This window comes from Polycladomyces abyssicola (assembly GCF_018326425.1).
GTDB classification, from domain to species: domain Bacteria; phylum Bacillota; class Bacilli; order Thermoactinomycetales; family JIR-001; genus Polycladomyces; species Polycladomyces abyssicola.
Window position 1 is genome coordinate 590,029 of the sequence record NZ_AP024601.1, and the last position, 22,918, is coordinate 612,946.

Consider the following 22,918-nt stretch of genomic DNA (forward strand, 5'->3'; position numbering starts at 1 on the left):
GCCCTATAAGGGGGGATTGAACATGGCGAAAGAACTGCCGGATCTGTCTGAGTACAAATACGGCTTTCGCGATAAAGACGTAGCGGTTTACCGGGCCAAGCGCGGTTTGACCCGGGAGATCGTCGAGGAGATTTCCCGGATGAAGGGCGAACCCGAGTGGATGCTGGAGTTTCGCCTGAAAGCGTTGGAGCAGTTTTACAAAATGCCCTTGCCCAACGAAATGAACAGCAAATGGTTCTCCATTTTGCCCGGTAAATTGGACGACTTGGACTTTGACAGTATCACCTACTATGTAAAACCGTCCGAACGTCAAGGACGTTCCTGGGATGAGGTGCCGGAAGAGATCAAACGGACGTTTGACCGTTTGGGGATTCCGGAAGCCGAGCAGAAGTTCTTGGCTGGCGTGTCGGCGCAGTACGAGTCGGAAGTGGTTTACCACAACATGCAAAAAGAGCTGGAAGAACAAGGTGTCATTTTCTGCGACACGGACACTGCCGTACGCGAATATCCGGAACTGGTAAAGGAGTACTTCGGCACGGTCGTACCGCCCTCGGACAACAAGTTTGCCGCTTTGAACAGTGCGGTCTGGAGCGGTGGCAGCTTCATCTACGTTCCGCCGGGGGTGAAATGCGAAGTACCGTTGCAGGCGTACTTCCGGATCAACTCCGAAAACATGGGGCAATTTGAGCGGACGCTCATCATTGCGGACGAAGGCAGCTTCGTCCACTACGTCGAAGGTTGTACGGCCCCGATCTACAGCACCGACTCGCTGCACAGCGCTGTTGTGGAGATCATCGTCAAGAAAAAGGCCCGTTGCCGGTACACCACGATTCAGAACTGGGCGCCCAACATCTACAACTTGGTAACCAAACGTGCGGTGGCCGAAGAAGGGGCGCACATGGAATGGGTGGACGGCAACATCGGTTCCAAACTGACCATGAAGTATCCGGCCGTCATCATGAAAGGGGAAGGTGCCAAAGCGGACGTCCTTTCCATCGCGGTCGCAGGCAAAGGTCAACATCAGGACGCCGGTGCCAAAGTGGTGGCGTTGGCTCCCAATTGCACGGCGACGATCATCTCCAAGTCGATCAGCAAACAAGGCGGAAAGGTCACCTATCGCGGTTTGACCAGCTTTGGCCGCAATTCACAAGGGTCCAAAGCCAACGTCAAATGCGATACCTTGATCTTGGATGACCAATCGACTTCCGACACGATTCCTTACAACGAAATTCTGAACGACGACATCACGCTGGAACACGAAGCCACGGTCAGCAAAGTGAGCGAGGATCAGCTCTTCTACCTGATGAGCCGTGGGTTGAGTGAAGAAGAAGCCACACAGATGATCGTGATGGGCTTTATCGAGCCTTTCACCAAGGAACTGCCGATGGAATATGCGGTGGAGATGAACCGTCTCATCAAGCTGGAGATGGAAGGCTCGATCGGCTGATGGGGAAGCAATAACAAAAAAGGGTGACCGGTTTACGATTAAACCGGTCACCCTTTTACCATTAGGGGCAACGTCGGGATAAAACGGCCCCGGAGACGGGACTTCCAGTGGAGAAACGGTGTGATGCGCGGCATCCGGACGTGAGAAGCAAGATATCTCCTCCCATTTCCGTGGATCAGCTATCGGAACATATGTTCGCTAATAGTATATCCCGATTTTCATCATATTGCAAGAGAGAAATATCAGATTTCCCAGGAAATGAGGCCTGATTGGCTTCTTCCTCCTAAGTAGTGAGTAGAAGGCTCTTCCCAGGCTCATGACAGTGTCCAACTATTCAAGACCTGTTCCAAGGGTTAGCAGTTTCACACGAGTGCCATGAGCGACCTTTTGAGCACAGACATACCCTAGGGCGTATCTGGTGAATACTGTCCACATTGCTCCTTTACGGAATGACCAAACGTGCTCTAGTTGTTATGTTCATAGTGCATCCTTTGCCGATCGATCGATAGGGGCAATCCGCCATCTCGGCAATATACAGTACCGCTTCTTTATTTCGGCTGGTTTGGGTCGCAATTTGTTCATCGGGTGAGTAGAATCCGGGGTTGGATGTACGAGGATACATTTCAAATGTATATGCGAAGATTTTATACGTACCATAAGCCCAGTCCGTCAGATCCCAGTCGGTGATGTACGAATCGCTCGCTTGTTGGAGTGTGTAGCCGTTGGATTGCGCCATGACTCTTCCCATGGCAACAAACACATCATGATCATCTTGTGTCATGTCTCGGCACATCCGTGTACGTATAGCCATATGGGTACAAGCTCAGATCGCTGTAGGTATTGAATGTGATGGCAGTGCGGATTTGTTTGTTGCCGCCGACTACTCGACTGTTGATAAAATCGCGCAGTCGGGCGGTTTCCGGAGCGGAAAACGGTGCCGAGCCGCGATAGGTCTCAATGGACGGATTGCCGCTGGAACCGCCGCAGCACCCCCATTTGTATCCGTAATTTCGGTTCAAATCGGTGCCGACATAAGAAGAACCGCTCTTGGGTTGTCGGTTTTTTGCGCCAGAAGTCGTACGAGTTGTTGCGGATGTCGTACTCTCCACCGTCACCACCGGTGTGCATTCGTATCACAAATTCAAAAGGCGTTCTCCACATTGGGAAAACGCCTTCTAAAAAAGAATCAACAGCCTGATGCTGGCTTCAGTTTTGTTGTGAAGCTTTCCACGTGATATATTCTGTCAACACGCGAATAGCGACAGGGATGGCCTCCTCATTCGGCTCGATTTTCGGATGATGTAATCCGTACGGTGTGTCCACACCCAGCCAGAACATGAATCCCGGGATCTCCTGCAGAAAGTAGCCGAAATCCTCGCCGGTCATCGCTTCTTTGCATACCGTCAGGTTGGCGATGTTCGTCTGACGGAGCCAGTCCATAAACTCCGTCGTCAATGGTTCGTCGTTATACACTTGACAGTAGTTGGCGCCCCAGTCAATGGTCGCCTCACATTCAAAACTCGCTTCGATCCCACGTACCATCGCTTCAATTCGTGACTTGATCTTCCGCATGGAATCCATCGAGAGGGTGCGGATCGTCCCTTCCAGCCGCCCTTTCCCGGCGATGATATTTTGTTTGGTGCCGATGGTCACTTTGCCGATGGTGACAATGGCCGAATCCAACGGGTCAATGTTGCGCGAAACGATATGATGCAGTTGAATAGCCAGATGGGAGGTGGCCAGCACCATGTCGTTGGCCCGGTGGGGATAGGCGGCGTGGCCGCTTTTGCCGACCAAGTCGATGAACAGCTCCGACGTGTTGGCGAACAGGATGCCGGGCTTGACGGCAATCGTTCCCACGGGATATTCCGGCGCGACATGAAGGGCAAACATACAATCCGGTTTCCAGGAGCGGAATTCTTCGCTTTCCAACATGGGTTGGGCACCGCCCGGTCCTTCTTCAGCCGGTTGGAAGACGAACAGCAGGTCGTCGCGGACGGGATGATGGACAAAATGGGTCAATACACCCAGCGCGATCGCCATGTGCATATCGTGGCCGCAAGCGTGCATGTATCCGGGATGGGTTGATTTGAAGGGAAGCGTCGTCTCTTCCTCCATCGGCAGAGCGTCCATGTCGGCACGGTACCCGATGCATTGGCGTGGAGCGGTGCCGGAAATCTTCACCAACACACCGGTGCGCCAAGTGCGGATCTGCAACCGTTCTTGTGGCAATCCCGCGAGATACTCCAGGATGAATTGCTGGGTTTTGAACTCGGCAAAACCGGGTTCGGGGATTTGATGCAATTGTCGCCGAATCTGGATAAACGGATTCAGGATCTGATCTGAAACGGCGCTCATTCGGCACACCCCCTCTCACAAAAAGGTTCGTTTCATGTATTGTTCCATCCGTTCGATGAAAAGGTCCACTTCTTCCCGCGTGAGTGTCAGCGGCGGCAGCAGGCGGATCACTGTTTTCGCGGTCACATTGAACAAAATGCCTTCCTTCAACAACGCTTTTTGCCACTCCGCGATTTCCTCCGCACTCCGGTTGGTGCGGATGCCGATCATCATCCCTTTTCCCTGCACATGATGGATAACCGTGGGATATTGTTCTTTCAGCTCCCGCAATCGGCTCCACAAGTACTCCGCCGTTTGCCGTCCTTTTTCCATTTGTCCCTCATCCAACAGCACGTCCAGCACGGCGTTGCCCAAAGCAGCGCTGAGTGGCGACGGGGCAAATGTGGTGCCGTGATCGCCCGGCTGGAAGAGATTCATCAGTTTCTCCCCGGCGATGATCCCGCCCAGCGGCAAGCCGCCGCCCACCCCTTTGGCAAAAAGGATGAGGTCGGGTTGCAGACCGTAATGCTGGTAAGCAAACAATTTGCCCGTCCGCCCCATGCCGGTTTGAATCTCGTCCATGCACAAAAGGATGCCGTGCTGTTCACAGAGACGGGCCATTTCCTGCAAGTAGGCATCGGAAAGAGGTACGACGCCGCCCGCGCCTTGAATCGGTTCGGCTAAAATAGCGGCCGGTCGATGGGTTTCGCATACACGCCGCAGTTCGTCGATGTTTTCGGGCTCCACTTCATAAAAGGGGAAATCGGGTTGCGGAAAGTCCTGATAGACACTCGGTTGACGGGTCAGCCGCAGCGCGCCCAGTGTTCGGCCGTGAAAGCTGTTTTTCATCACGACGATGCCGTCACGTCCTTCTCCCCGTTTGGCTGTCCATTTGTGGATCAGCTTGATGGCCGCTTCGGTCGATTCCGCGCCGGAATTGGCGAAATACACTTTGCCCGGGATGCTGTTTTCCACCAAGCGTTGTGCGAGCCGGATCGCGGGGGGGTTGAGAAACAGGTTGGAAATGTGCAAAAACCGTTCCCCTTGTTCCCGCAGAGCCCGCAGGATCGCCGGATGGGAGTGGCCGAGCACGTTGACGGCCAATCCGGTGAACAGATCCAGATAACGGTTGCCTTCCGTGTCGTACAGGTAGTTGCCTTCTGCTTTGTCAATGGCAATGGGCAAGCGGCGAACCGTGGGCATGATATAGGTCTGGTCAAGTGTGTGCCAGTCGGTCATCGGGCTCCCCCTTTTTCTGTACCAATATGAAAGGCGGGCCGCCGAGGGCCCGTGGGATGGTTGTGTTTAGAGTTTGCGCAGTTCCTGCATGATTTCCGTTTTGGACCGGGTTTTGTCGTCGATTTGTTTGATGACCCGGGCCGGGGTTCCCGCCACCACGGTATTGGGCGGAACATCTTCCGTTACGACGGCACCTGCAGCCACCACCGCGCCTTTGCCGACACGGACACCTTCGAGGATCACGGCATTGGCACCGACGACGACATCATCTTCGATGATGACGGGTGTTGCTGACGGGGGTTCGATCACACCGGCGATGACGGCTCCCGCACCGATGTGGCAGTTTTTCCCGATCGTGCCGCGACCACCGACGACCACGTTCATATCGATCATTGTGCCTTCGCCGATCACTGCACCGATGTTGATGACCGCTCCCATCATGATGACCGCGTTTTTCCCGATTTCCACCTGTTCACGAATGATGGCTCCTGGTTCGATCCGCGCTTCGATATTTTTCAGATCAAGCAGCGGAATGGCGGAGTTGCGCCGGTCGTTTTCCACCACGTAATCTTCGATTTTGTCTTTGTTGGCTTCGAGGACGGGCTGTACTTCCTTCCAATCCCCGAACAATACACCTACATTGCCGTTAAAGAACGTTTTCACGTTCGAGCCGAAGTCGATCTGATCCAGTTGCCCCTTGATATGCACTTTGACGGGCGTTTTTTTCTCACTGTTGGCGATGAATTGGATAATCTGATGTGCATCCATCATTTCCATTCCGTCATGTCACCTGTCCTTTTTTGCTGATATCCGGTATTTGACCGCAAAAGTCCTTTTACCAGTATACCACACTCCATTTGATGGACAAAGGCGGAATAGTTTGTGATTATGGAGGAGGGATGAGCAAAGAGAGGAAGTTATTTCACCGCAAACATGAACCGGATGTTAGTTATCCAAATATTTTTCGTTGGTTAAATTGGGAAGAGGCATCGTTTGACGAGCGATTGAGGGCATTACAATTACTTGAGAATGATCATGCATCACGACAAGGAAGAACGAGTTCGGTTCCGTTTTGACGGTCAAAATCGAAGAGTGGACCAATTTGATGCCGGATGTATTCCGTAAGCACTACGGGATCCATTGGGATTGGTGCATACCGAGTGGTTCGTGGTTTCTTTCCGGTGTTTAATTTATGAAACATATCACATATTAACGATATAAGAAAATCACTGTCATAATATCGTCACTTATTTTGTGCAATTTATCACAAATTCTTTTGCAATCCTTTTATATACTGAAAATGCAAGGGTTCCACTGATCTAGGGGTGTTGGGAAGATACCCTCTTTGTTTTGTCACCCTCTGTCTGTCCACCCTCACCGTCTCCTAATAAATAGAAAATGAGATAGGTTTGGCGCGGACACCGCGCTTTTTTCTTTTTAATTTCCTCCGTTTCCCATCTCCCGATGTAAAAGCGAAATAATACAATAAAATCAGAATCCCCCGTACATACGAAAACAGGGGGATTTTTGTGTTTATCGAGCCAATGCTTGCACATCCATCTAATCAGCCTTTTGACAGTGACGATTACATTGCTGAACCGAAGATGGACGATTTTGGCTGCTCCTTTCGACGTGGACGGCATACGAGCATACACGCGGCATGGGAACTAGGTGACCGATCGTTTTCCCGAACTAAGTATGCCAAAAGTGCCACCGGGAACAGTGTTAGGCGGCGAATTGATTGTAACCGGTGATGGTGGCCGACCGGATTTTGATGCGGTCATGAGACGGTTGCAGACAAGAAAGCAAGCGATCGAACGATTGATCTCTTCAACGCTTGCTCGAAGCTGGATCTGGAGGGCATTATGCTGAAAAAGAAGGACACTCCATATCTAGTGGGGAAACGGTCAAAAGCGTGGCAAAAGGTGATCGCCTACAAAGACGTGGAAGTGGTCATCACGGGATATCGAAAAGGTGAGTTTGGATGGTTGATCGGGATCGAGGATGACAGCGACATCCGGCCAGTTGGTATTTTGGAACTGGGTGTAGGCCCAGCGGAGAGAAGGGCGCTTTATGATGTGTCTAGCCTGATAAAAATCACCGATAATGAGCAGTTTGTATACTTGGAACCACGTTTGATGTCCGCAGTTTAAAATAACAGAATCGGAGTAATCGCGATGCCAGTGGGATTAGTTCCCACAGGCAAGGTTGCAACAATAGTATTATTTGCGGTGTCAATCACCGATACCGTGTCAGGACCCTGATTTGTGACATAAGCGCGTAAACCGTCAGGCGTGATCGCGATTGCAAAAGGAATACCTAAGCCCATTACCGTAGCCACAATCGGGGGGATGGCGGAAGATGGGGGGGGCATGATCACCGACTTGCGGCAAGCCTTCGGCAACTGAAAGCTCAAATCCTGTTCTCGCATATGGAGCTGCTGTGGTTCGTTGCAAAGAACCGCCGTAACTTTCCACAAAAACGGAAACCGTTTGGATGAAAGAGATTAATGATTCAAACGGTCTTGATATAAGTCAATATACAGTTGATGATTTGAACTCAGTACCATGTAGTTGACATCTTCGGGTGTCAATTTGCGCTTATTCAATTCTTTTTCTAACCATTCCATCGTTAAATTTCTTTTGGCCAAATTTTCAACAACGATTTCTCCGTCAACAATCAATTCTGTAGGAAATGAGCGGTTAGATGTTTGAAGCGATAAGTCTTTACGAGTCACTGGAAGATACATTGGTTTTTTTAATACTGATAATTCCCCGTCCGGTTCCAGTATCGCGCATTCTACTTCATTGATATCAAAGATGTCTTTTCTTCTCAAACTTTGACTCAATACTTCCAAGCCCATATTGATTTTGGATAGATTTTTTTCAAGGATTTTTCCTTTATCGATCAGGAGAACCGGTTCTCCAATAATCCATCTTTGAAAAGTGCGGCTTTTTAAAGCGAGATATGACAACAGAGCGGACAGAGCGGTTAATAATACAATAGATAACGTTATAAGATAGGGATTAAGTTTATATTCAAAGGCAAGGTTCCCTGCAATCGATCCTATCGTGATATTCACGATATAATGTAAATAAGTTAAACGAGAAATGGCTTGTCTTCCAATAATATGAGTGCTGATGATGAGTAAGAAAACAGAGAATATCGTTCTAATAATGGTTTCTATAAAGTCAGACATCATGTTCCTCCTGATGAGGTGAAATGCTGTTATTTACTATTGTCGCCAAAATGGGATTGGAATTAACCACATGTAAAATGACTTCGCTTCAAATAATTGAATAGTGAAACATGATTGTGTATCATGTTGGTCAACCCGACCGAAAATGGAAGAGCCGTTGACCACCGCTTCATAACGACATCTGTCGGTTGAAAGCGGAAATGGTCAACGGCTCACGTTTATTGGAATACACTTATCCCTTCAACACAAAGCGGTTTCCATCCGGATCCTCAAATTGAACGAAGGTGCCCCATTGCATCTGTTTGGGCTCGTCCAAAAACTTGACACCGTTGGCGGTGAGTCGTTCGTACGTTCCCTGGATGTCCTCACATTCAAACACAATAGAAGGTTTCAGTTCCTCCCAATTGGGCATCATCGATTTCGGGTACAGTACCAGTCGGGTTTGAACGTTTTCCGGTCCGACTTCGATCCATCTTCCTTGTGGCCCCATCGGTTGATCGCGATACACTTTGAATCCGATTTTCTCGGTCCAAAATTGAAGTGCTGCATCCTGATCTTCCACGTAGATCGCCACCGTGGCAATTTGTCTGATCATCCTCATACCCACCTTTCCATTTCCTTTTCATTCCCTACACTAGCACATATGATCCCGCTCATCAGGCGACTTTTTCTGTAAATCCGTCATCGGAATGTTGAAAAGAGAAGAGAAGCCCCAAGGATAACAGCGAATACCGAACAAACGTAGCCGACCGAGGGTGTATAAACGGGTGCATCGTGTCAAAGGTCCGATGAAAAATCCGTGGGGCAAGGGATTTTGATGGTTTTCGAGATGGTATTTCCCATAATGGATGAGCAATTGTACAAATCCGTCGGGCCACAAAGTTTCCAGCGGAGCCGACGGATCATACGTCCGTTCCAGATACCAAATGCAACGAATGAACGGGCGGAGCTGCGGTATCGGTTGCATTTCTCGGTATCGCATGTGGTTCACCATCCGGGAAATATCATCAATTCTATTTTCATAGAATCATCCTTCTCCGGCAATACAGAGAGATATATTGGTCAAGGGAAATGGTGGAAAGTACTACATATCCGGAGGAACACCTGTTGCGCAACACCTGTTGCGCTGACGTGGACAATTGTTACGCACAGGCCTTCGGTTTTTTGCGGGATAGGTGCGTTCGCATCCAAGTAATCGTTGGCACGTGGTTTGCTTAGATAATGGGTGAAACGTTTTCCCTTCGGGAAGGCGTGAAGTTCATTCATACCGATGGTGAATTTGGAGGGGAGTGATGGTCTGTGTCCACGCGCAAACCGCAAATCCTAGCCATTGATGCCGGAGGAACGATGACCGACACGTTTATCATCGATGACCGGGGGGAGTTTGTCGTCGGGAAGGCGCAAACGACTCCGGAAGACGAGTCGGTCGGCCTCTTGAATTCCTCTGAGGACGCTCTCTTGTACTGGGACATGACGGTAGAAGAGGCGTTTCCGCAGCTGCTGACGGGGGTCTATTCCGGCACCGCCATGCTGAACCGACTCGTGTCCCGTAAAGGGCGTAAGGTCGGATTGATTGTGAACAAGGGCATGGAGGACTTCCACCGGATGGGTCGAGCCGTACAGTCGTACCTCGGATACTCGTATTCGGACCGGCTTCATCTCAACACACATAAGTATGATCCGCCGTTAGTACCCCGCGAATGGACACGTGGCGTGACGGAAAGGATCGACATGTTCGGGAACGTTGTCATCCCGCTATATGAACACGAAGTGGAGCCGATCGTGCGGGAATTGGTCGAAGAAGGCGTGGAGGCCATTGTCATCAGCCTGTTGCATTCGTACAAGAATCCGGTGCATGAACGGCGCGTGCGCGACATCGCCCGCGAGACGATTCAAAAGATGGGTAAGGATATCCCGGTGTTCGCGTCAGTGGATTACTATCCGGTGCGCAAGGAGTCTCATCGGACGAACACAACCATCCTGGAAGCGTACGCGGCAGACCCTTCGCGTAAAACACTTGAGAAGGTCAACGAGAGTCTCCGTGAAAAAGGGAAGAAGTTTGACATCCGCGTCATGGCCAGCCACGGTGGGACCATTAGCTTTCGTGCCAACGAATTGGCCCGCACGTTGGTGTCCGGCCCGATTGGCGGTGTGGTTGGTGCCAAATATTTAGGTGAACATCTGGGCATCTCCAACATCGCTTGTTCGGACATTGGCGGAACCAGTTTTGACGTGGCCATGATTACCCAAGGGGACTTCAGTATCAATACCAGTCCGGATATGGCACGTTTGGTACTGTCGTTGCCGTTGGTGTCAATGGACTCCATTGGCGCAGGTACCGGCAGCTTCGTCCGTGTCGATCCATATACGAAGTCGATAGTTCTCGGACCTGATAGCGCCGGGTACCGGGTGGGCGTTTGCAATCCGGATGGAGGGCTGGACACGATCACCGTGTCCGATTGCCACGTGGTGCTGGGCCTCATCAATCCTGACAATTTCCTCGGGGGGCAGGTTAAGCTGGACCGGGAGCGGGCGTACGAGGCTGTCAAAACCCAGCTGGCCGAACCGCTCGGGTTGTCGGTGGAAGACGCATCCTACGGCGTCATCGAGCTGCTCGAGTCCCAGTTGCGTAACTATTTGGAATCGATGATCATGGGCAAGGGCTATTCACCAACACAGTTTGTCTGTTTCTCCTACGGTGGTGGGGGACCGCTGCATACCGCCGGTTACGTCAAAGGGCTGGGGTTTGAGGATGTCTTGGTGCCTGCGTGGGCGGCTGGTTTTTCCGCGTTCGGCTGTGGAGCAGCCGATTTCGAGTATCGGTACGATATGACCTTGGACATCAATGTCCCCGACGCGGCGACAGAAGAGCAAAAGGCCGAAGCGGCTGGTGTTCTGCAACGGGCTTGGAGCGAACTTCAGGAAAAAGTATCTGAAGAGTTTGTTAAGAATGGATTTTCCCGTGATGAGGTCCGTTTCCGGCTGTTCTTCCGCATGCAGTACCAAGGCCAGCTGAACGATTTGGAAATCGAATCACCCCTGATGCGTGCCGAAACGGCGGACCACTGGGATGCGCTGGTAGCATCGTTCGAAGAAACGTACGCGCGGGTATATGCCAAAGCGGCACGTTCGCCGGAGCTCGGGTACACCGTTACGGGTGCTATTGTGCGTGGCGTCGTCGACGTGCCGAAGCCGAAGATTCCGGAAGAGCCGCTGGTCGGGGAAGAGCCGCCGAAAGACGCCTACCTTGGCAAACGGCGGGTATACTGGGACGGCAAGTGGGTCGAGGCCGACATCTGGGAGATGGAAGCCCTCAAGGCGGGCAACCGCATCAAGAGCTTCTCGATCATTGAGTCCCCGGCGACCACCTTTGTCGTGCCCTTCGGATTTGAGACCGTTCTCGATAAGCACCGCATTTTCCATCTGCGGGAAGTGTCTCGCTAACCTTTCAAAGGAGGGATTGTGCCATGGCGATTCGCGAGAGCGATTTGGCTGCGAAACAGGAGCAGGCCAAGCAGATGCGGCCGATCGGATGGGACGGCAAGACATTGAAAGAGATGCGCCGCGAAATCGACGAATTGTCGAAGGAGACCGGGTATTATGCCGGTTTGAAGGAGCTGCCGTTCAAAGAGTCGGAACCGATCCGTTTTGAGAAAATTTTCGCCAAGCTCCGCGGTGGTGTTGTCCACGCCCGGGAGACGGCCAAACGCGTGGCTGCATCTCCCATTGTGGAACAAGAAGGTGAGCTGTGCTTCACCCTTTACACCCCGGAAGGCGATTCGGTGGTCACGTCAACGGGGATCATTATTCACGTGGGAACGATGGGTTCGGCAATCAAGTTCATGATTGAAAACGACTACGAGGAGAATCCAGGGATTGAACCGGGGGATATCTTCTGCAACAACGACTGTCAGGTGGGCAACGTCCATCCCTGTGACGTCCATACCATTGTCCCGATTTTCTGGAAAGGGGAACTCGTCGGCTGGGTCGGTGGCGTCACTCACGTAATCGACACCGGTGCCACGGCCCCCGGAAGCATGTGCGTCGGGCCGGTGAACCGCTACGACGACGGATACCAGGTGGCCTGCCGCAAAATCGGTCAAAACGATGAGCTGTTGCGCGATTGGCTGATCGAAAGCCAGCGATCGATACGCACCACGAAGTACTGGCTGCTTGACGAGCGGACTCGCGTGGCCGGCTGCCATATGATCCGCGACCTGGTGCTCAACATCATCGACGAAGAAGGAATTGACAGGTACAAGCAATTTATCCGCGAGATCATCGAAGAAGGGCGGCGCGGGCTCATCAACCGCCTGAAAGCGATGACGGTCCCCGGCAAGTATCGCCAAGTGGGGTTTGTTGATGTACCGTATCGGCATTCCGACGTGGATGTCCCGCCCTATGCCAAGGTCGACACGATTATGCACGCACCGTCGGAAGTCACCATTCACCCCGACGGCCGCTGGGAGCTGAGTTTCGATGGCGCAAGCCGCTGGGGCTGGCACAGTTACAACGCACAACCCATCGCGTTTACCAGTGGCATCTGGGTCATGATGACCCAAACACTGATCCCGAACGACCGCGTGAACGACGGAGCTGTTTACGCCACCAACTTCGTTTTACCCGAGGGGGGCTGGATGAACCCCGACGACATCCGCACAGCGCACAGTTATGCGTGGCATTTCCTCGTTTCCGCGTGGAGCCCGCTGTGGCGGGGACTGAGTCGGGCCTACTTCAGCCGCGGCTATTTGGAAGAAGTGAATGCCGGCAACGCAAACACGAGTAACTGGCTGCAAGGTGGCGGGTTTAACCAGTACAACACCATCCACGCCGTGAACAGCTTTGAGGCAGCTGCCGAGGGTACCGGCGCCTCGGCCGTGCGGGACGGACTGGATCATGCGGCGGCGATCTGGAATCCTGAAGGCGACATGGGAGACATGGAAATCTGGGAGCTTGCCGAGCCATTGTTGTACCTTGGCCGGTCGATCAAACCCAACACCGGCGGGTACGGAAAATACCGCGGTGGTTGTGGCTATGAAACCCTGCGCATGGTGTGGAACGCCAAGGACTGGACGATGTTCTTTATGGGTAACGGGTACATGTCGAGCGACTGCGGTTTGATGGGTGGATATCCAGCAGCAGCAGGGTATCGCTTCGAAGCACACGGAACCGACCTGAAGGAGCGTTTCGAAAAACGGTTGCCGTTCCCGCAAGGCGGAGATCCGAATCCTGACGAACCACAGTACGAAAAGCTGCTTGAGGCGAAAGTCATCAAGCGTGACAAGCAAGCGATTACCACGGAAGCGATTTTTGACAACTACGACTTGTACCTCAACTACCTGCGCGGTGGGCCTGGGTTCGGCGATCCGCTGGAGCGCAAGCCAGAGCACATCGAAGTGGACCTCAATGGTGGGTACATCTTGCCGGAGTACGCTGAAAAAGTGTACGGGGCTGTGTTTACCCGCGACGAAAAGGGGCAATATCATGTTGACCCGGTGAAGACCGCGGAACGGCGTAAGCAAATCCGGCAGGAGCGGCTCAAGCGAGGCAAGCCGACCCGTGAGTGGATGAAGGAAGAACGCGAGCGCATTCTGCGCAAGGAAGCCGCTGTGCAGGTTCGGCACATGTACGCTTCAAGCTTTTCCTTGAGTGAGAAGTTCTTACAGGAATTCCGTTCGTTCTGGAACCTGCCGGAAAGCTGGATTGTGAGGGAAGATGAGTTGGAGGTACCCACGTTTGGGGCCAAGTTGAAACTGAGAGAAAGTCTTTAAATAGGGGGAAACGTAAATGGCGCAGGAATATGATCGCCGAACGATCGAAGAGCTGATCGACGGAACCGTCAGTTTCCCGAAACTAAAGGAGATGCTGTCGTCCTTTAAGGATCCTGGCCGGTTTGACACCTACGTGAGCATTTTGCAGGAGCGTGTGCCGTGGGATGACAAGATTTTGCTCCCATACGGTGAGCACTTGTACGTGGTGCTGAAAAAAGATGGCTCTCGCGTAATCAAGTGCGACTGCGGGCACGAGTTCGGCGATTACTGCCAGAACTGGAAGCTGAATGCTCTTGTGTATGTGCGTGACGACGAACAGAAGATGACCGAGCTGTATCCCAAGCTGCTGGCGCCCGATCCGCAGTGGCAAGTCATCCGCGAATATTATTGCCCCAACTGCGCTACGCAGTTGGAGGTGGAAGCCGTCACCCCGTGGTATCCTGTCATTCACGACTACGAACCTGACATCGATGCTTTCTACGAACAATGGTTGGGTCGTCCTGTTCCTCAGCCATAAGACATACCAAGCCCCGCCGGTAGTGGCGGGGCTTACGTATTACTTCATTATGGGTTTCCAGCGCGGATGATGGCCCTCTTTTCAATGCCTAGTTTTTTAAGTCTACGGTATAGCGTGGTTCGGGCAATGCCGAGACGGCGGGCCGCCTCCGACAGGTTTCCGCCCGTTTCCGTTAGAATTTGCAATAACCGCTCCTTTTCCCCGGAAGGGCTGCCGTCACTGGTAAAAGTGAGTTCGTTTTTGGAATCGACCGTCAACAGTGTACAGGTTTGCTCCTGAGTGTCAGAGAGGTACGCGTTTCCGATGGCATGAGGGAAGTGGTCCGAGTCGATCCGGTCACCAGCACAGAAGAGCATGGCATGCTCGACGGCGTTTTCCAGCTCACGAACGTTTCCGGGCCAGTCGTATCGGTGAACGAGAAACGCCTTCAACTCGGGATCGATTTTGGGAATGGGACGGTTGTACTTGTCTGCGAATCGCCTGACAAAGTGATCGAGTAAAAGCGGAATGTCGTCACGCCGGTCCCGCAGCGGCGGAATGGCGATGCTGATTACGTGCAGCCGGTAAAACAAGTCAGCCCGAAAGCGTTTTTCCCGCACCATTTGGACCAAGTCACGGTGAGTGGCGGCAATGATCCGTACATCGACCTTGGCGGGACGGTGACCGCCCAGGCGGAGAATTTCCTTCTCTTGTAGAACCCGAAGCAGGTGAACTTGAAATTCCAGGGGCATCTCCCCAATTTCGTCAAGAAAGAGTGTACCACCGTCCGCTTCCTCAAATTTGCCCTTTTTTCCTTGTTTCAAGCCTCCGGTAAATGTTCCTGGCTCGTATCCAAACAGCTCCGCCGCGATCAGTTCTTTGGGGATGGCCCCACAGTTGATCGCAATGAAAGGCTTATCGCGGCGGCGGCTCGATGCGTGAATGGCGCGGGCAAACCGTTCTTTTCCCGTTCCGCTCTCGCCGAGGAGCAGCACTGGAACATCGGTGTCAGCCACCACTTCGCATTTGGTCATTGCTTGTACCATGGCCGGCGAATGACCGACGAGGTCTTTCCATGAAGGGTTGGAACGCATCAGTGGTTCCGATCGGTTGACGACAGATTTGTTGCGGATGATACAGAGAAATCCGATGCGCGCGTCGTCGTCGAAAACCTCCTCAATGGCGGTTACGTCGGGTGTTTGCGGTTGAAACGACTTACATTTTTGCGCATCCGCGTTGGATTGGTGATCGGTCATAAGCTGGTAGAGCAGTTGACGCAAGCAGGCGTAGTTGTTCGCTAACCAACGCCGAGCGGCTGTGTTGGCCTGAACCATCTGAAAAGACAAATCCAACACCACTACGCCATCTTGTGGATAGCGTCTATGGGCTTCCCAAAATCGTTCCATTAACCGATAGCGGTGACGATCGGCCTCCTCGTTCAACCGTTGTTGAATCAATTGGGACGCGGCCACTACCAAGCCGAGACTGTGGGGTTGTGCATAGTTCCAGGGTCCGGTGAGGTCGACAACCCCGAGGATATTCTGGGTGATTGGATCAAAAATGGGGGCGGAGGAACATGTCCAGTCATGGACGCCCTCGCAAAAGTGTTCAGAGGCAAAAATTTGTACGGGCTGTCCAGTCTTCAAGCACGTCCCGATCGCGTTGGTTCCAATCGCCTCTTCGCTCCACTGCGAACCAACGACGAAATTCATTTTTTCCGCCCGCTGTAAAATAGATTGTTCGCCGCACAGGTACAAAATGAACCCATCGTGATTGCACAGGGTTAGGAGATGGCCCGTCTCTTCCGTCTGTTTTGCCAGCCGTTCCAATATGGGAAGGGCCAGTTGATACAAACGGAAATTGGCGATACGTTTTTGTACGTCCTCATCGCTTAACAGTACCGTTGTCTGCTGCCGTGTGGGATCCACACCGGTCTCCATACAGCGTTTCCATGAGTTTTGTACTACAGGTCGAACGGCACGAGGGATCTGACGCTCCTCGAGAAAACAATTCCATTGTCGGGACATTTCGAGCCGTTTATCGGCAATTTCGTAAGAGGACGTAAGGGCCAAATGCCTTTGGGTCACGGTTATCCCTCCCGAACGGGAACGTGATTTTTGGCGCAGGGACCCTGTACGATTACTGGAATATATCGACGCACATCCATTGTTGCATACCAATTTTAACTATACAAAAAATATAGATTCTTTACAACAGATGGGGCAATTTGTGTGATATCGCTTATATCACCGAGTTTTATACCATGATCATGGGCATGTGCATGCGTTCAAACATATAGGTGGATACAAAATTTTGTGAGAGCAAATGGTGAAAAAAAGGGATTTGTTATACGAATGATCGAATGGATAGAACGAGAGGTATGAATTCCGATTGAAGTGTTTTCTGCTTGAGAAAAACATAGGCGTTTGCTTCCCACATGATTAGTAAATTAGGTACAGCAATATCGACGACCAGAAAGTGGCGATGACGCTTTTGGTGCTGCTTATGTGTATGGGTTGTTGCAGGGATGGGAGGTTCATCGCCGGTTGGCGTTTGCCTGCGCTGCGGGAGCGATCGTGGTCGGTCGTCACAGTTGTTCTGAGGCGATGCCCACCCTGGAAGAAGTGGAAAATGTGTTACTGCATAACCAAGTAACCAGTTGAAACGGGGATATGGAAAGGAGCTGGAAGATGATGCCCCAAACGCAAACGCGCACGTTGCGCAACTTCATCGGAGGACAGTGGGTGGAGGCTCAAGTGGAACGCCTTGAAACGGTTCCCAATCCGGCGACGGGGGAAACGCTCGTACAGGTCCCCCTGTCCGGGAGGAGCGATTTGGACCGGGCAGTGGAAGCAGCCAAGGAAGCATTTCGCACGTGGCGGAAGACGCCGGTGCCGGTGCGTGCCCGCATCCTGTTCAAGTATCATCAGCTGTTGATCGAGCACAAGGAAGAATTGGCCCGCCTCATCACAGAAGAAAACGGCAAAAGCTACAATGAGGCGCTGGGAGAAGTGCAACGGGGCATTGAATGCGTCGAGTTTGCGGCTGGCGCCCCAACGCTGATGATGGGCAGTACGCTTTCCGAAATCGCCACCGATATCGAATCGGCGATGTATCGGTATCCGCTCGGCGTGGTCGGTGGGATCACCCCGTTCAACTTCCCGATGATGGTGCCATGCTGGATGTTCCCGCTGGCCATTGCCTGCGGCAACACGTTTGTGCTCAAGCCGTCCGAAAAAACGCCATTGTCGGCCAACCGCCTCGCCGAGCTGTTTGCCGAAGCCGGATTGCCCGACGGTGTTCTGAACGTTGTTCACGGTGCTCACGAAGTGGTGAACGGATTGTTGGAACATCCGGACATCAGAGCGATCTCCTTCGTCGGTTCCCAACCCGTTGCCGAGTACGTGTACCGGACGGCGGCGGCCAACGGGAAGCGGGTGCAGGCCTTGGCAGGAGCCAAAAACCACTCAATTGTCATGCCGGATGCGGATTTGGAAAAGGCTGTGCCGGCCATCATCAACGCCGCATTCGGATCCGCCGGGGAGCGGTGCATGGCTTGCAGTGTCGTCGTGGCGGTAGGGGACATCGCTGATCAACTGGTGGATCAACTGGTGCAGGCGGCGAATGAAATCCGCATCGGTAACGGTCTGGAACCTGACGTGTTCCTCGGTCCGGTCATTCGCGATGCGCACAAGGAGCGGACGGTCCAGTACATCGTCACGGGTGAAAAAGAAGGTGCCAAACTGGTCCGGGACGGACGGAACGACGCGGTGGACGAATCCGGTTACTTCATCGGGCCGACGATTTTCGATGAGGTAAAACCCGGTATGAAGATCTGGCAGGATGAGATCTTCGCTCCCGTCCTGTCCGTGGTTCGGGTAAACACCTTGGATGAAGCGATCGAAGTGGCCAATCAATCTTCGTTCGCCAACGGTGCTTGCATTTTCACCGACAGTGCCAAAGCGATCCGCCAGTTCCGCGAAGAGATCGATGCGGGGATGCTCGGTGTCAACGTCGGGGTACCGGCACCGATGGCCTTCTTCCCCTTCTCCGGATGGAAGAACAGCTTCTACGGCGACCTGCATGCTAACGGCCGCGACGGGGTGGAGTTCTATACCCGTAAAAAAATGATCACCCAACGGCATCAGTAAACAGCAACGCCCGCGATTGTGCGGGCGCTTTTGTTTCCTGTCAAATCAGTTACGACACCAGTACGGGTTCTTGTTGTCGGGATTGCGGCTGTTCCTTTACCGGCTCGACCCGAACCCGGACGATTTTGAATGCGGGCATCCGACTGGTCGGATCGAGCTTGGCCGGGATCAGGCGGTTGATAGATTGTTCCCCCTCCCAATGAAAGGGGGCAAAGACGGTGTCCGGGCGGATGCGCTCCGTTATTTTCACCGTCAGCACAATCGAACTGACAGGAGAGGTGACGCGGGCCGGTTGGCCATCTGACAGTCCCAGCTGCTGGGCCGTTTCGGGATGCATTTCCAGATAAGGTACAGGTGATTTTTCCATCAGAGCAGGGGTTCGTCTTGTCAGTGTACCGCTCAAATAATGATGGATGATGCGCCCGGTTGTGAGTGTGAGCGGCCATTCGTCTTCTTCTCGCCAATTTGAGGTTGGGGCATGGACGGGAACGAGTCGTGCTTTCCCGTCGGGATGACCGAACCGGCCATCTTCAAACAATCGTGGTGTTCCTTCCGGGCGTTCATGGGTGCAAGGCCAAAACAACCCTTGCGATTGTTCGATCCGTCCGTAAGTCATGCCGGAGTAATCCGCTTTTCCGCCCCGGCTGGCTTCGGCCAACTCGCGAAAGATGTCTTCCGCCGATTGGTAACGAAACCATTCTCCTTTTCCCAATGCCCGTGCCATTTCCATGATCGTTTCCCAATCCGGTTTGGCTTGCCCCGGTGCGGGACGGACCGCTCTACGCAACAGAACCCGTCCTTCCAGATTGGTGATCGTTCCTTCGTTTTCCAGATACGATGCGGCGGGAAGCACCAAATCGGCCATCTGTGCCGTCTCGGTCAAAAAGAAATCGACGACGACCAGCCAATCCAATCGTCGCAATGCTGATTCCACCCGCGCGGCGTTGGGGCTGGAGATGATCGGATTGGAACCGAAGACAATCATGCCGCGGATCTTATCGGCCAGGATTTTGTCAAACATTTCATAAGCAGAAACGCCGGATCGAGGAAGCGTGTCCGGTGACACTCCCCAGATGCGGGCGATCCGTTCGCGCGCTTCAGGATCATCCAACAAACGGTATCCGGGCAGTTGATCCGCTTTCTGTCCGTGTTCCCGTCCTCCCTGTCCGTTTCCTTGACCGGTGATCGCACCGTACCCGCAACCCGGTTTGCCGATCTTCCCGGTCAACAGCACCAGATTGAGGAAATTGCGGACGTTTTGCACACCCCAGGCATGTTGCTCCACTCCGCGGGCGGTCAGGACAAACCCGGTGGAGGCTTGTCCGTAAGCCAGAGCGGCGTGTTCAATCAACTCCCTCGGGATGTCGGTTTGTTCCACCACTTCCGACAGGTCAACCCGGCGAATGTGGTCGAGCAACGACTCCCAGCCTGAGGTATGACGGCGGACGAATGACCAATCGACCAGATCGTGCTCCACGATGATTTTGAGCATACCATTGACCAAAGCGGCATCGGTGCCCGGACGGATGGGAAGATGAAGGTCGGCGATGCGGGCTGTCGGTGTTTCCCGTGGGTCGATGACAATCAGGAATGCTCCCCGCTTTTTCGCTTCCAGCAGATAGGGCATCAGTGTTGGTTGTGCGTCCGCCACATTGGCGCCTGCCATGAGGATGCAGCGGGCAAGTGGCAGATCGGACAACGGATTGGTCAATCCCCGGTCCACACCCAGCGTGAGGTTGGCCCCCGCCGCTGCGGAAGACATGCAGTAGCGCCCATTGTAGTCTATATATCGTGTGCCCAAAGCGACTCGGGCAAATTTCCCCAGCAAATAGGACACCTCATTTGTTAGTGAACCCCCGCCGTAAACAGCGACCGCGTCTGGACCAAACTTGTCTTGCCACCGGTGAACCCGTTGGCTGAACCACGCCATCGCTTCTTCCCACGTAACGGGATGCCATGTCCCGTTACTTTTAAGCAACGGAGTGGTGATCCGTTCCGGGCTGTCGTTGGGAATATGGGCGAGACGTCCTTTGCCGCAACATTTACCCTGAGTGACCGGATCATCCGCGTTCGGAAGCATCTTGGTTCCTTCTTCGGTTTGTTGCCACCAAAATGTGCACTGCATGCTGCAATAAGGGCATTGGGTTAAGTGATGAAGGGTTTCATGCATTCGGGTTGTCATCTCCTGTGAAAATCAATCTGCGCGTGCCTGGTTATTCGTCGTATGCGGACAGCAAGCGAAACTATGTATCGGGGGAATAACCAGACCATCTACACCGATTATGCCAAAGGTTCCAGAGTACGATCCAGAGTATTCTGCAGACGGACGTTTGCGGGATATCTTTATGGATAATTTGGCAAATATGCTGAACTTGTCTTACTTAACCGTTTCCATTTATAATTTATAATATTCGAATAGAAGATGGATTGGAGGATAGTATGGCACAAATCGGTATTCAGGACCAGCAATTACAACGCAGCATGAAAAGCAGGCACTTGTTTATGATCGCCTTGGGGGGCGTCATCGGAACCGGATTGTTCCAAGGGTCCGGTTACACCATCAACACCGCGGGACCGCTGGGTGCGGTACTTTCCTATCTTGTTGGCGGCTTCGTCATGTATTTGACGATGCTTTGTTTGGGTGAACTGGCCGTTGCCATGCCGGAAGCAGGGTCGTTCCAAAGCTATGCGACCAAGTTTATCAGTCCGGCTGTCGGCTTCACGATCGGGTGGGTCTATTGGCTCAACTGGGCGCTCACTGTTGGATTGGAATTGACCTCGATCGGGATGACATTAGGGCGTTGGTTGCCTGATGTCCCTGTATGGGTCTGGTGTGCACTATTTGCATTCTTACTTTTTTTGTTCAATGCGTTTTCGGCACGCAGTTATGCGGAGCTGGAGTTTTGGTTTTCCAGCATCAAGGTGATCACCATCGTGTTGTTCATCATCTTGGGTGGAGCGGCCATGTTCGGCATGCTACACTTGAAGGGAACGCATTCGGCCCCGATGTTTACGCATTTTACCAAAGACGGCTTGCTGCCCAACGGAATCGTCGCGATCTTGATGACGATGATCACGGTCAACTTCTCCTTCCAGGGGACGGAACTGGTCGGGATCGCTTCCGGTGAGAGCGAAAAACCGGAAAAGACGATTCCCAAAGCGATCCGCAATACCGTGTGGCGCACGTTGGTCTTTTTCGTGTTGGCGATGACGGTGTTGGCGGCCTTGATTCCGTGGCAAAAAGCGGGTGTGATGGAAAGTCCCTTCGTCTACGTACTGGATCAGATGGGGATTCCGTACGCGGCCGACATCATGAACTTCGTCATTCTGACAGCGTTGTTGTCGGTGGCCAACTCCGGTTTGTACGCTTCTTCCCGGATGTTGTGGTCCATGTCCAAAGACGGAATGGCGCCGTCATTTTTCTCCAAACTGACCAGACGCGGCATTCCGATCCGTGCGCTGTTGGCCAGTTTGGCTGTGGCATTGCTGTCGCTGTTGACCAGCGTGTACGCCGCAGATACGGTGTATCTCTGGCTGATCTCCGCTGCGGGAATGGGAGCAGTCGTCGTCTGGATTTCGATCGCTGCGTCGCAGTTTTTCTTCCGTAAGCGCTTTCTCGCTGAAGGTGGCAAGTTGGAAGATTTGAAATACCGGACACCGTTTTATCCGGTCGTACCGATTCTGGCGTTTACGTTGAATACTATTGTCCTGTTCAGCATGGGACTGATCCCGGATCAACGGATCGCTTTGATCTGCGGTATTCCGCTGATTGTGATCATCTATCTTACCTATGTGTTGAAACAAAAATTTGGAAGCCCTGTGGTGAAAACGTCACAGGAGGCATCTGCTCGAACGGGCACCGAATGAGAAAAGCCCCGGTCATCACCGGGGACGCCGTCTCTCAGCCAATCATATAGGCGGGAGACGGTTTTTTCTTTTCACAGCATATAGCTTCAGCAATGGGGATATATACAAATTCCTGCAGAAATTAACCAACCGCTTATATTCCCTTCAAAAACACATGATAGACTTACTCAAGAAAGCGTCTCCAAACGGTGGTAATAACACCCCACCAATGACTGGTGTTGGCTACGGCAGAAAAAGTAAGGAATAAGATGAGAGGAGAGAGTATAATGGCCTATCTCAGCATGCATTCGGGTCGAACTCCTTCGGAGATAATCGGCGAGTTAGAAAATGGTGAAGAACTCTACCTCCGCCGAGATAGCCATACATTTGTAATCAAATCCTACGATGCTAGTCTTTACATTGGTTATTGTA

General features: G+C 52.6%; 17 protein-coding genes and 2 pseudogenes. 8 read left to right on the forward strand and 11 right to left on the reverse strand.

The features are described from left to right. Positions 1–22 precede the first annotated feature (22 nt). A complete protein-coding gene (sufB, locus tag KI215_RS02990; protein WP_212774107.1) occupies positions 23–1,447 on the forward strand; it encodes a Fe-S cluster assembly protein SufB in 1,425 nt (474 codons plus the stop codon). A 442-nt stretch (positions 1,448–1,889) separates the two neighbouring features. Here the strand turns inward: sufB and KI215_RS02995 are convergent, their stop codons facing one another. From KI215_RS02995 to dapD, 5 genes are all read right to left on the reverse strand, one after another. Then, positions 1,890–2,228: a M14 family metallopeptidase gene (locus KI215_RS02995; RefSeq protein WP_212774108.1), complete on the reverse strand. Its 339-nt coding sequence runs from the start codon at positions 2,226–2,228 to the stop codon at positions 1,890–1,892. Then, positions 2,215–2,556: a M14 family zinc carboxypeptidase gene (locus tag KI215_RS03000; protein WP_212774109.1), complete on the reverse strand. Its 342-nt coding sequence runs from the start codon at positions 2,554–2,556 to the stop codon at positions 2,215–2,217. Before KI215_RS03000 ends, KI215_RS02995 begins: the two co-directional genes overlap by 14 nt. 97 nt (positions 2,557–2,653) lie before the next feature. Then, entirely contained in the window at positions 2,654–3,805 is a 1,152-nt protein-coding gene (locus KI215_RS03005; RefSeq protein ID WP_212774110.1) for an N-acetyldiaminopimelate deacetylase, read from the reverse strand. Positions 3,806–3,820: 15 nt separating this feature from the next. Then, complete coding sequence (locus KI215_RS03010) at positions 3,821–5,023, reverse strand: aspartate aminotransferase family protein (RefSeq protein WP_212774111.1); 1,203 nt, start codon at positions 5,021–5,023, stop codon at positions 3,821–3,823. Between the two features lie 66 nt (positions 5,024–5,089). Beyond that, positions 5,090–5,800 (reverse strand): 2,3,4,5-tetrahydropyridine-2,6-dicarboxylate N-acetyltransferase, encoded by a 711-nt coding sequence (gene dapD / locus KI215_RS03015; RefSeq protein WP_212774112.1) that lies wholly within the window; start codon positions 5,798–5,800, stop codon positions 5,090–5,092. Positions 5,801–6,888: 1,088 nt separating this feature from the next. Here dapD and KI215_RS03020 point away from each other — a divergent pair. Next, entirely contained in the window at positions 6,889–7,176 is a 288-nt protein-coding gene (locus KI215_RS03020) for a hypothetical protein (RefSeq protein WP_212774113.1), read from the forward strand. 11 nt (positions 7,177–7,187) lie between these two features. Here the strand turns inward: KI215_RS03020 and KI215_RS15845 are convergent. The 4 genes and pseudogenes from KI215_RS15845 to KI215_RS16240 all read right to left on the reverse strand — a co-directional run. Beyond that, a pseudogene (locus KI215_RS15845) lies at positions 7,188–7,316 on the reverse strand (hypothetical protein); the annotation flags it as partial. Between the two features lie 213 nt (positions 7,317–7,529). After that, positions 7,530–8,222: a DUF421 domain-containing protein gene (locus KI215_RS03030; protein ID WP_212774115.1), complete on the reverse strand. Its 693-nt coding sequence runs from the start codon at positions 8,220–8,222 to the stop codon at positions 7,530–7,532. Between the two features lie 232 nt (positions 8,223–8,454). Then, positions 8,455–8,817 (reverse strand): VOC family protein, encoded by a 363-nt coding sequence (locus KI215_RS03035; protein ID WP_212774116.1) that lies wholly within the window; start codon positions 8,815–8,817, stop codon positions 8,455–8,457. A gap of 39 nt (positions 8,818–8,856) precedes the next feature. Further along, positions 8,857–9,216 carry a DUF6597 domain-containing transcriptional factor gene (locus KI215_RS16240; protein ID WP_420830166.1) on the reverse strand — a complete coding sequence of 120 codons (360 nt, stop codon included), beginning with the start codon at positions 9,214–9,216 and terminating at the stop codon, positions 8,857–8,859. Positions 9,217–9,521: 305 nt separating this feature from the next. Between KI215_RS16240 and KI215_RS03040 the strand changes: the two genes are divergently transcribed. From KI215_RS03040 to KI215_RS03050, 3 genes are read left to right on the forward strand one after another with little or no spacing between them, the layout of a single operon-like run. After that, on the forward strand, positions 9,522–11,666 hold the full coding sequence (locus KI215_RS03040; protein ID WP_212774117.1) for a hydantoinase/oxoprolinase family protein: 2,145 nt from the start codon (positions 9,522–9,524) through the stop codon (positions 11,664–11,666). A 23-nt stretch (positions 11,667–11,689) separates the two neighbouring features. Beyond that, the gene (locus KI215_RS03045) at positions 11,690–13,993 is read left to right on the forward strand and encodes a hydantoinase B/oxoprolinase family protein (RefSeq protein WP_212774118.1); all 2,304 of its coding nucleotides are present in this window, start codon (positions 11,690–11,692) and stop codon (positions 13,991–13,993) included. 16 nt (positions 13,994–14,009) lie between these two features. Beyond that, entirely contained in the window at positions 14,010–14,510 is a 501-nt protein-coding gene (locus KI215_RS03050; RefSeq protein WP_212774119.1) for an acetone carboxylase subunit gamma, read from the forward strand. 47 nt (positions 14,511–14,557) lie between these two features. On the opposite strand, the gene KI215_RS03055 is transcribed toward KI215_RS03050, so the two are convergent. Continuing rightward, on the reverse strand, positions 14,558–16,576 hold the full coding sequence (locus KI215_RS03055) for a sigma-54-dependent Fis family transcriptional regulator (RefSeq protein ID WP_212774120.1): 2,019 nt from the start codon (positions 16,574–16,576) through the stop codon (positions 14,558–14,560). A gap of 411 nt (positions 16,577–16,987) precedes the next feature. On the opposite strand from KI215_RS03055, the pseudogene KI215_RS03060 reads away from it, so the two are divergent. After that, positions 16,988–17,152, forward strand: a pseudogene (locus tag KI215_RS03060) (5-dehydro-2-deoxygluconokinase); the annotation flags it as partial. Between the two features lie 27 nt (positions 17,153–17,179). Next, positions 17,180–18,640: a CoA-acylating methylmalonate-semialdehyde dehydrogenase gene (locus KI215_RS03065; RefSeq protein ID WP_212774122.1), complete on the forward strand. Its 1,461-nt coding sequence runs from the start codon at positions 17,180–17,182 to the stop codon at positions 18,638–18,640. Between the two features lie 49 nt (positions 18,641–18,689). Here the strand turns inward: KI215_RS03065 and KI215_RS03070 are convergent, their stop codons facing one another. Then, a complete protein-coding gene (locus tag KI215_RS03070; RefSeq protein ID WP_212774123.1) occupies positions 18,690–20,822 on the reverse strand; it encodes a molybdopterin oxidoreductase family protein in 2,133 nt (710 codons plus the stop codon). A 257-nt stretch (positions 20,823–21,079) separates the two neighbouring features. Between KI215_RS03070 and KI215_RS03075 the strand changes: the two genes are divergently transcribed. Further along, positions 21,080–22,507, forward strand: coding sequence for an amino acid permease (locus KI215_RS03075; protein WP_212774124.1), 1,428 nt, complete (start codon positions 21,080–21,082; stop codon positions 22,505–22,507). The last annotated feature ends 411 nt before the right edge of the window (positions 22,508–22,918 follow it).

What these genes read in the sequence shown, in the direction of transcription:
- KI215_RS03065 (WP_212774122.1), top strand. Translation starts at nt 17,180, where the DNA reads ATGATGCCCCAAACGCAAACGCGCACGTTGCGCAACTTCATCGGAGGA.
- KI215_RS03050 (WP_212774119.1), top strand. Translation starts at nt 14,010, where the DNA reads ATGGCGCAGGAATATGATCGCCGAACGATCGAAGAGCTGATCGACGGA.
- KI215_RS03045 (WP_212774118.1), top strand. Translation starts at nt 11,690, where the DNA reads ATGGCGATTCGCGAGAGCGATTTGGCTGCGAAACAGGAGCAGGCCAAG.
- KI215_RS16240 (WP_420830166.1), bottom strand. Translation starts at nt 9,216, where the DNA reads ATGGTGAACCACATGCGATACCGAGAAATGCAACCGATACCGCAGCTC.
- KI215_RS03035 (WP_212774116.1), bottom strand. Translation starts at nt 8,817, where the DNA reads ATGATCAGACAAATTGCCACGGTGGCGATCTACGTGGAAGATCAGGAT.
- KI215_RS03070 (WP_212774123.1), bottom strand. Translation starts at nt 20,822, where the DNA reads ATGACAACCCGAATGCATGAAACCCTTCATCACTTAACCCAATGCCCT.
- KI215_RS03030 (WP_212774115.1), bottom strand. Translation starts at nt 8,222, where the DNA reads ATGTCTGACTTTATAGAAACCATTATTAGAACGATATTCTCTGTTTTC.
- KI215_RS02995 (WP_212774108.1), bottom strand. Translation starts at nt 2,228, where the DNA reads ATGACACAAGATGATCATGATGTGTTTGTTGCCATGGGAAGAGTCATG.
- KI215_RS03075 (WP_212774124.1), top strand. Translation starts at nt 21,080, where the DNA reads ATGGCACAAATCGGTATTCAGGACCAGCAATTACAACGCAGCATGAAA.
- KI215_RS03005 (WP_212774110.1), bottom strand. Translation starts at nt 3,805, where the DNA reads ATGAGCGCCGTTTCAGATCAGATCCTGAATCCGTTTATCCAGATTCGG.
- KI215_RS03010 (WP_212774111.1), bottom strand. Translation starts at nt 5,023, where the DNA reads ATGACCGACTGGCACACACTTGACCAGACCTATATCATGCCCACGGTT.
- KI215_RS03020 (WP_212774113.1), top strand. Translation starts at nt 6,889, where the DNA reads ATGCTGAAAAAGAAGGACACTCCATATCTAGTGGGGAAACGGTCAAAA.
- dapD (WP_212774112.1), bottom strand. Translation starts at nt 5,800, where the DNA reads ATGGAAATGATGGATGCACATCAGATTATCCAATTCATCGCCAACAGT.
- sufB (WP_212774107.1), top strand. Translation starts at nt 23, where the DNA reads ATGGCGAAAGAACTGCCGGATCTGTCTGAGTACAAATACGGCTTTCGC.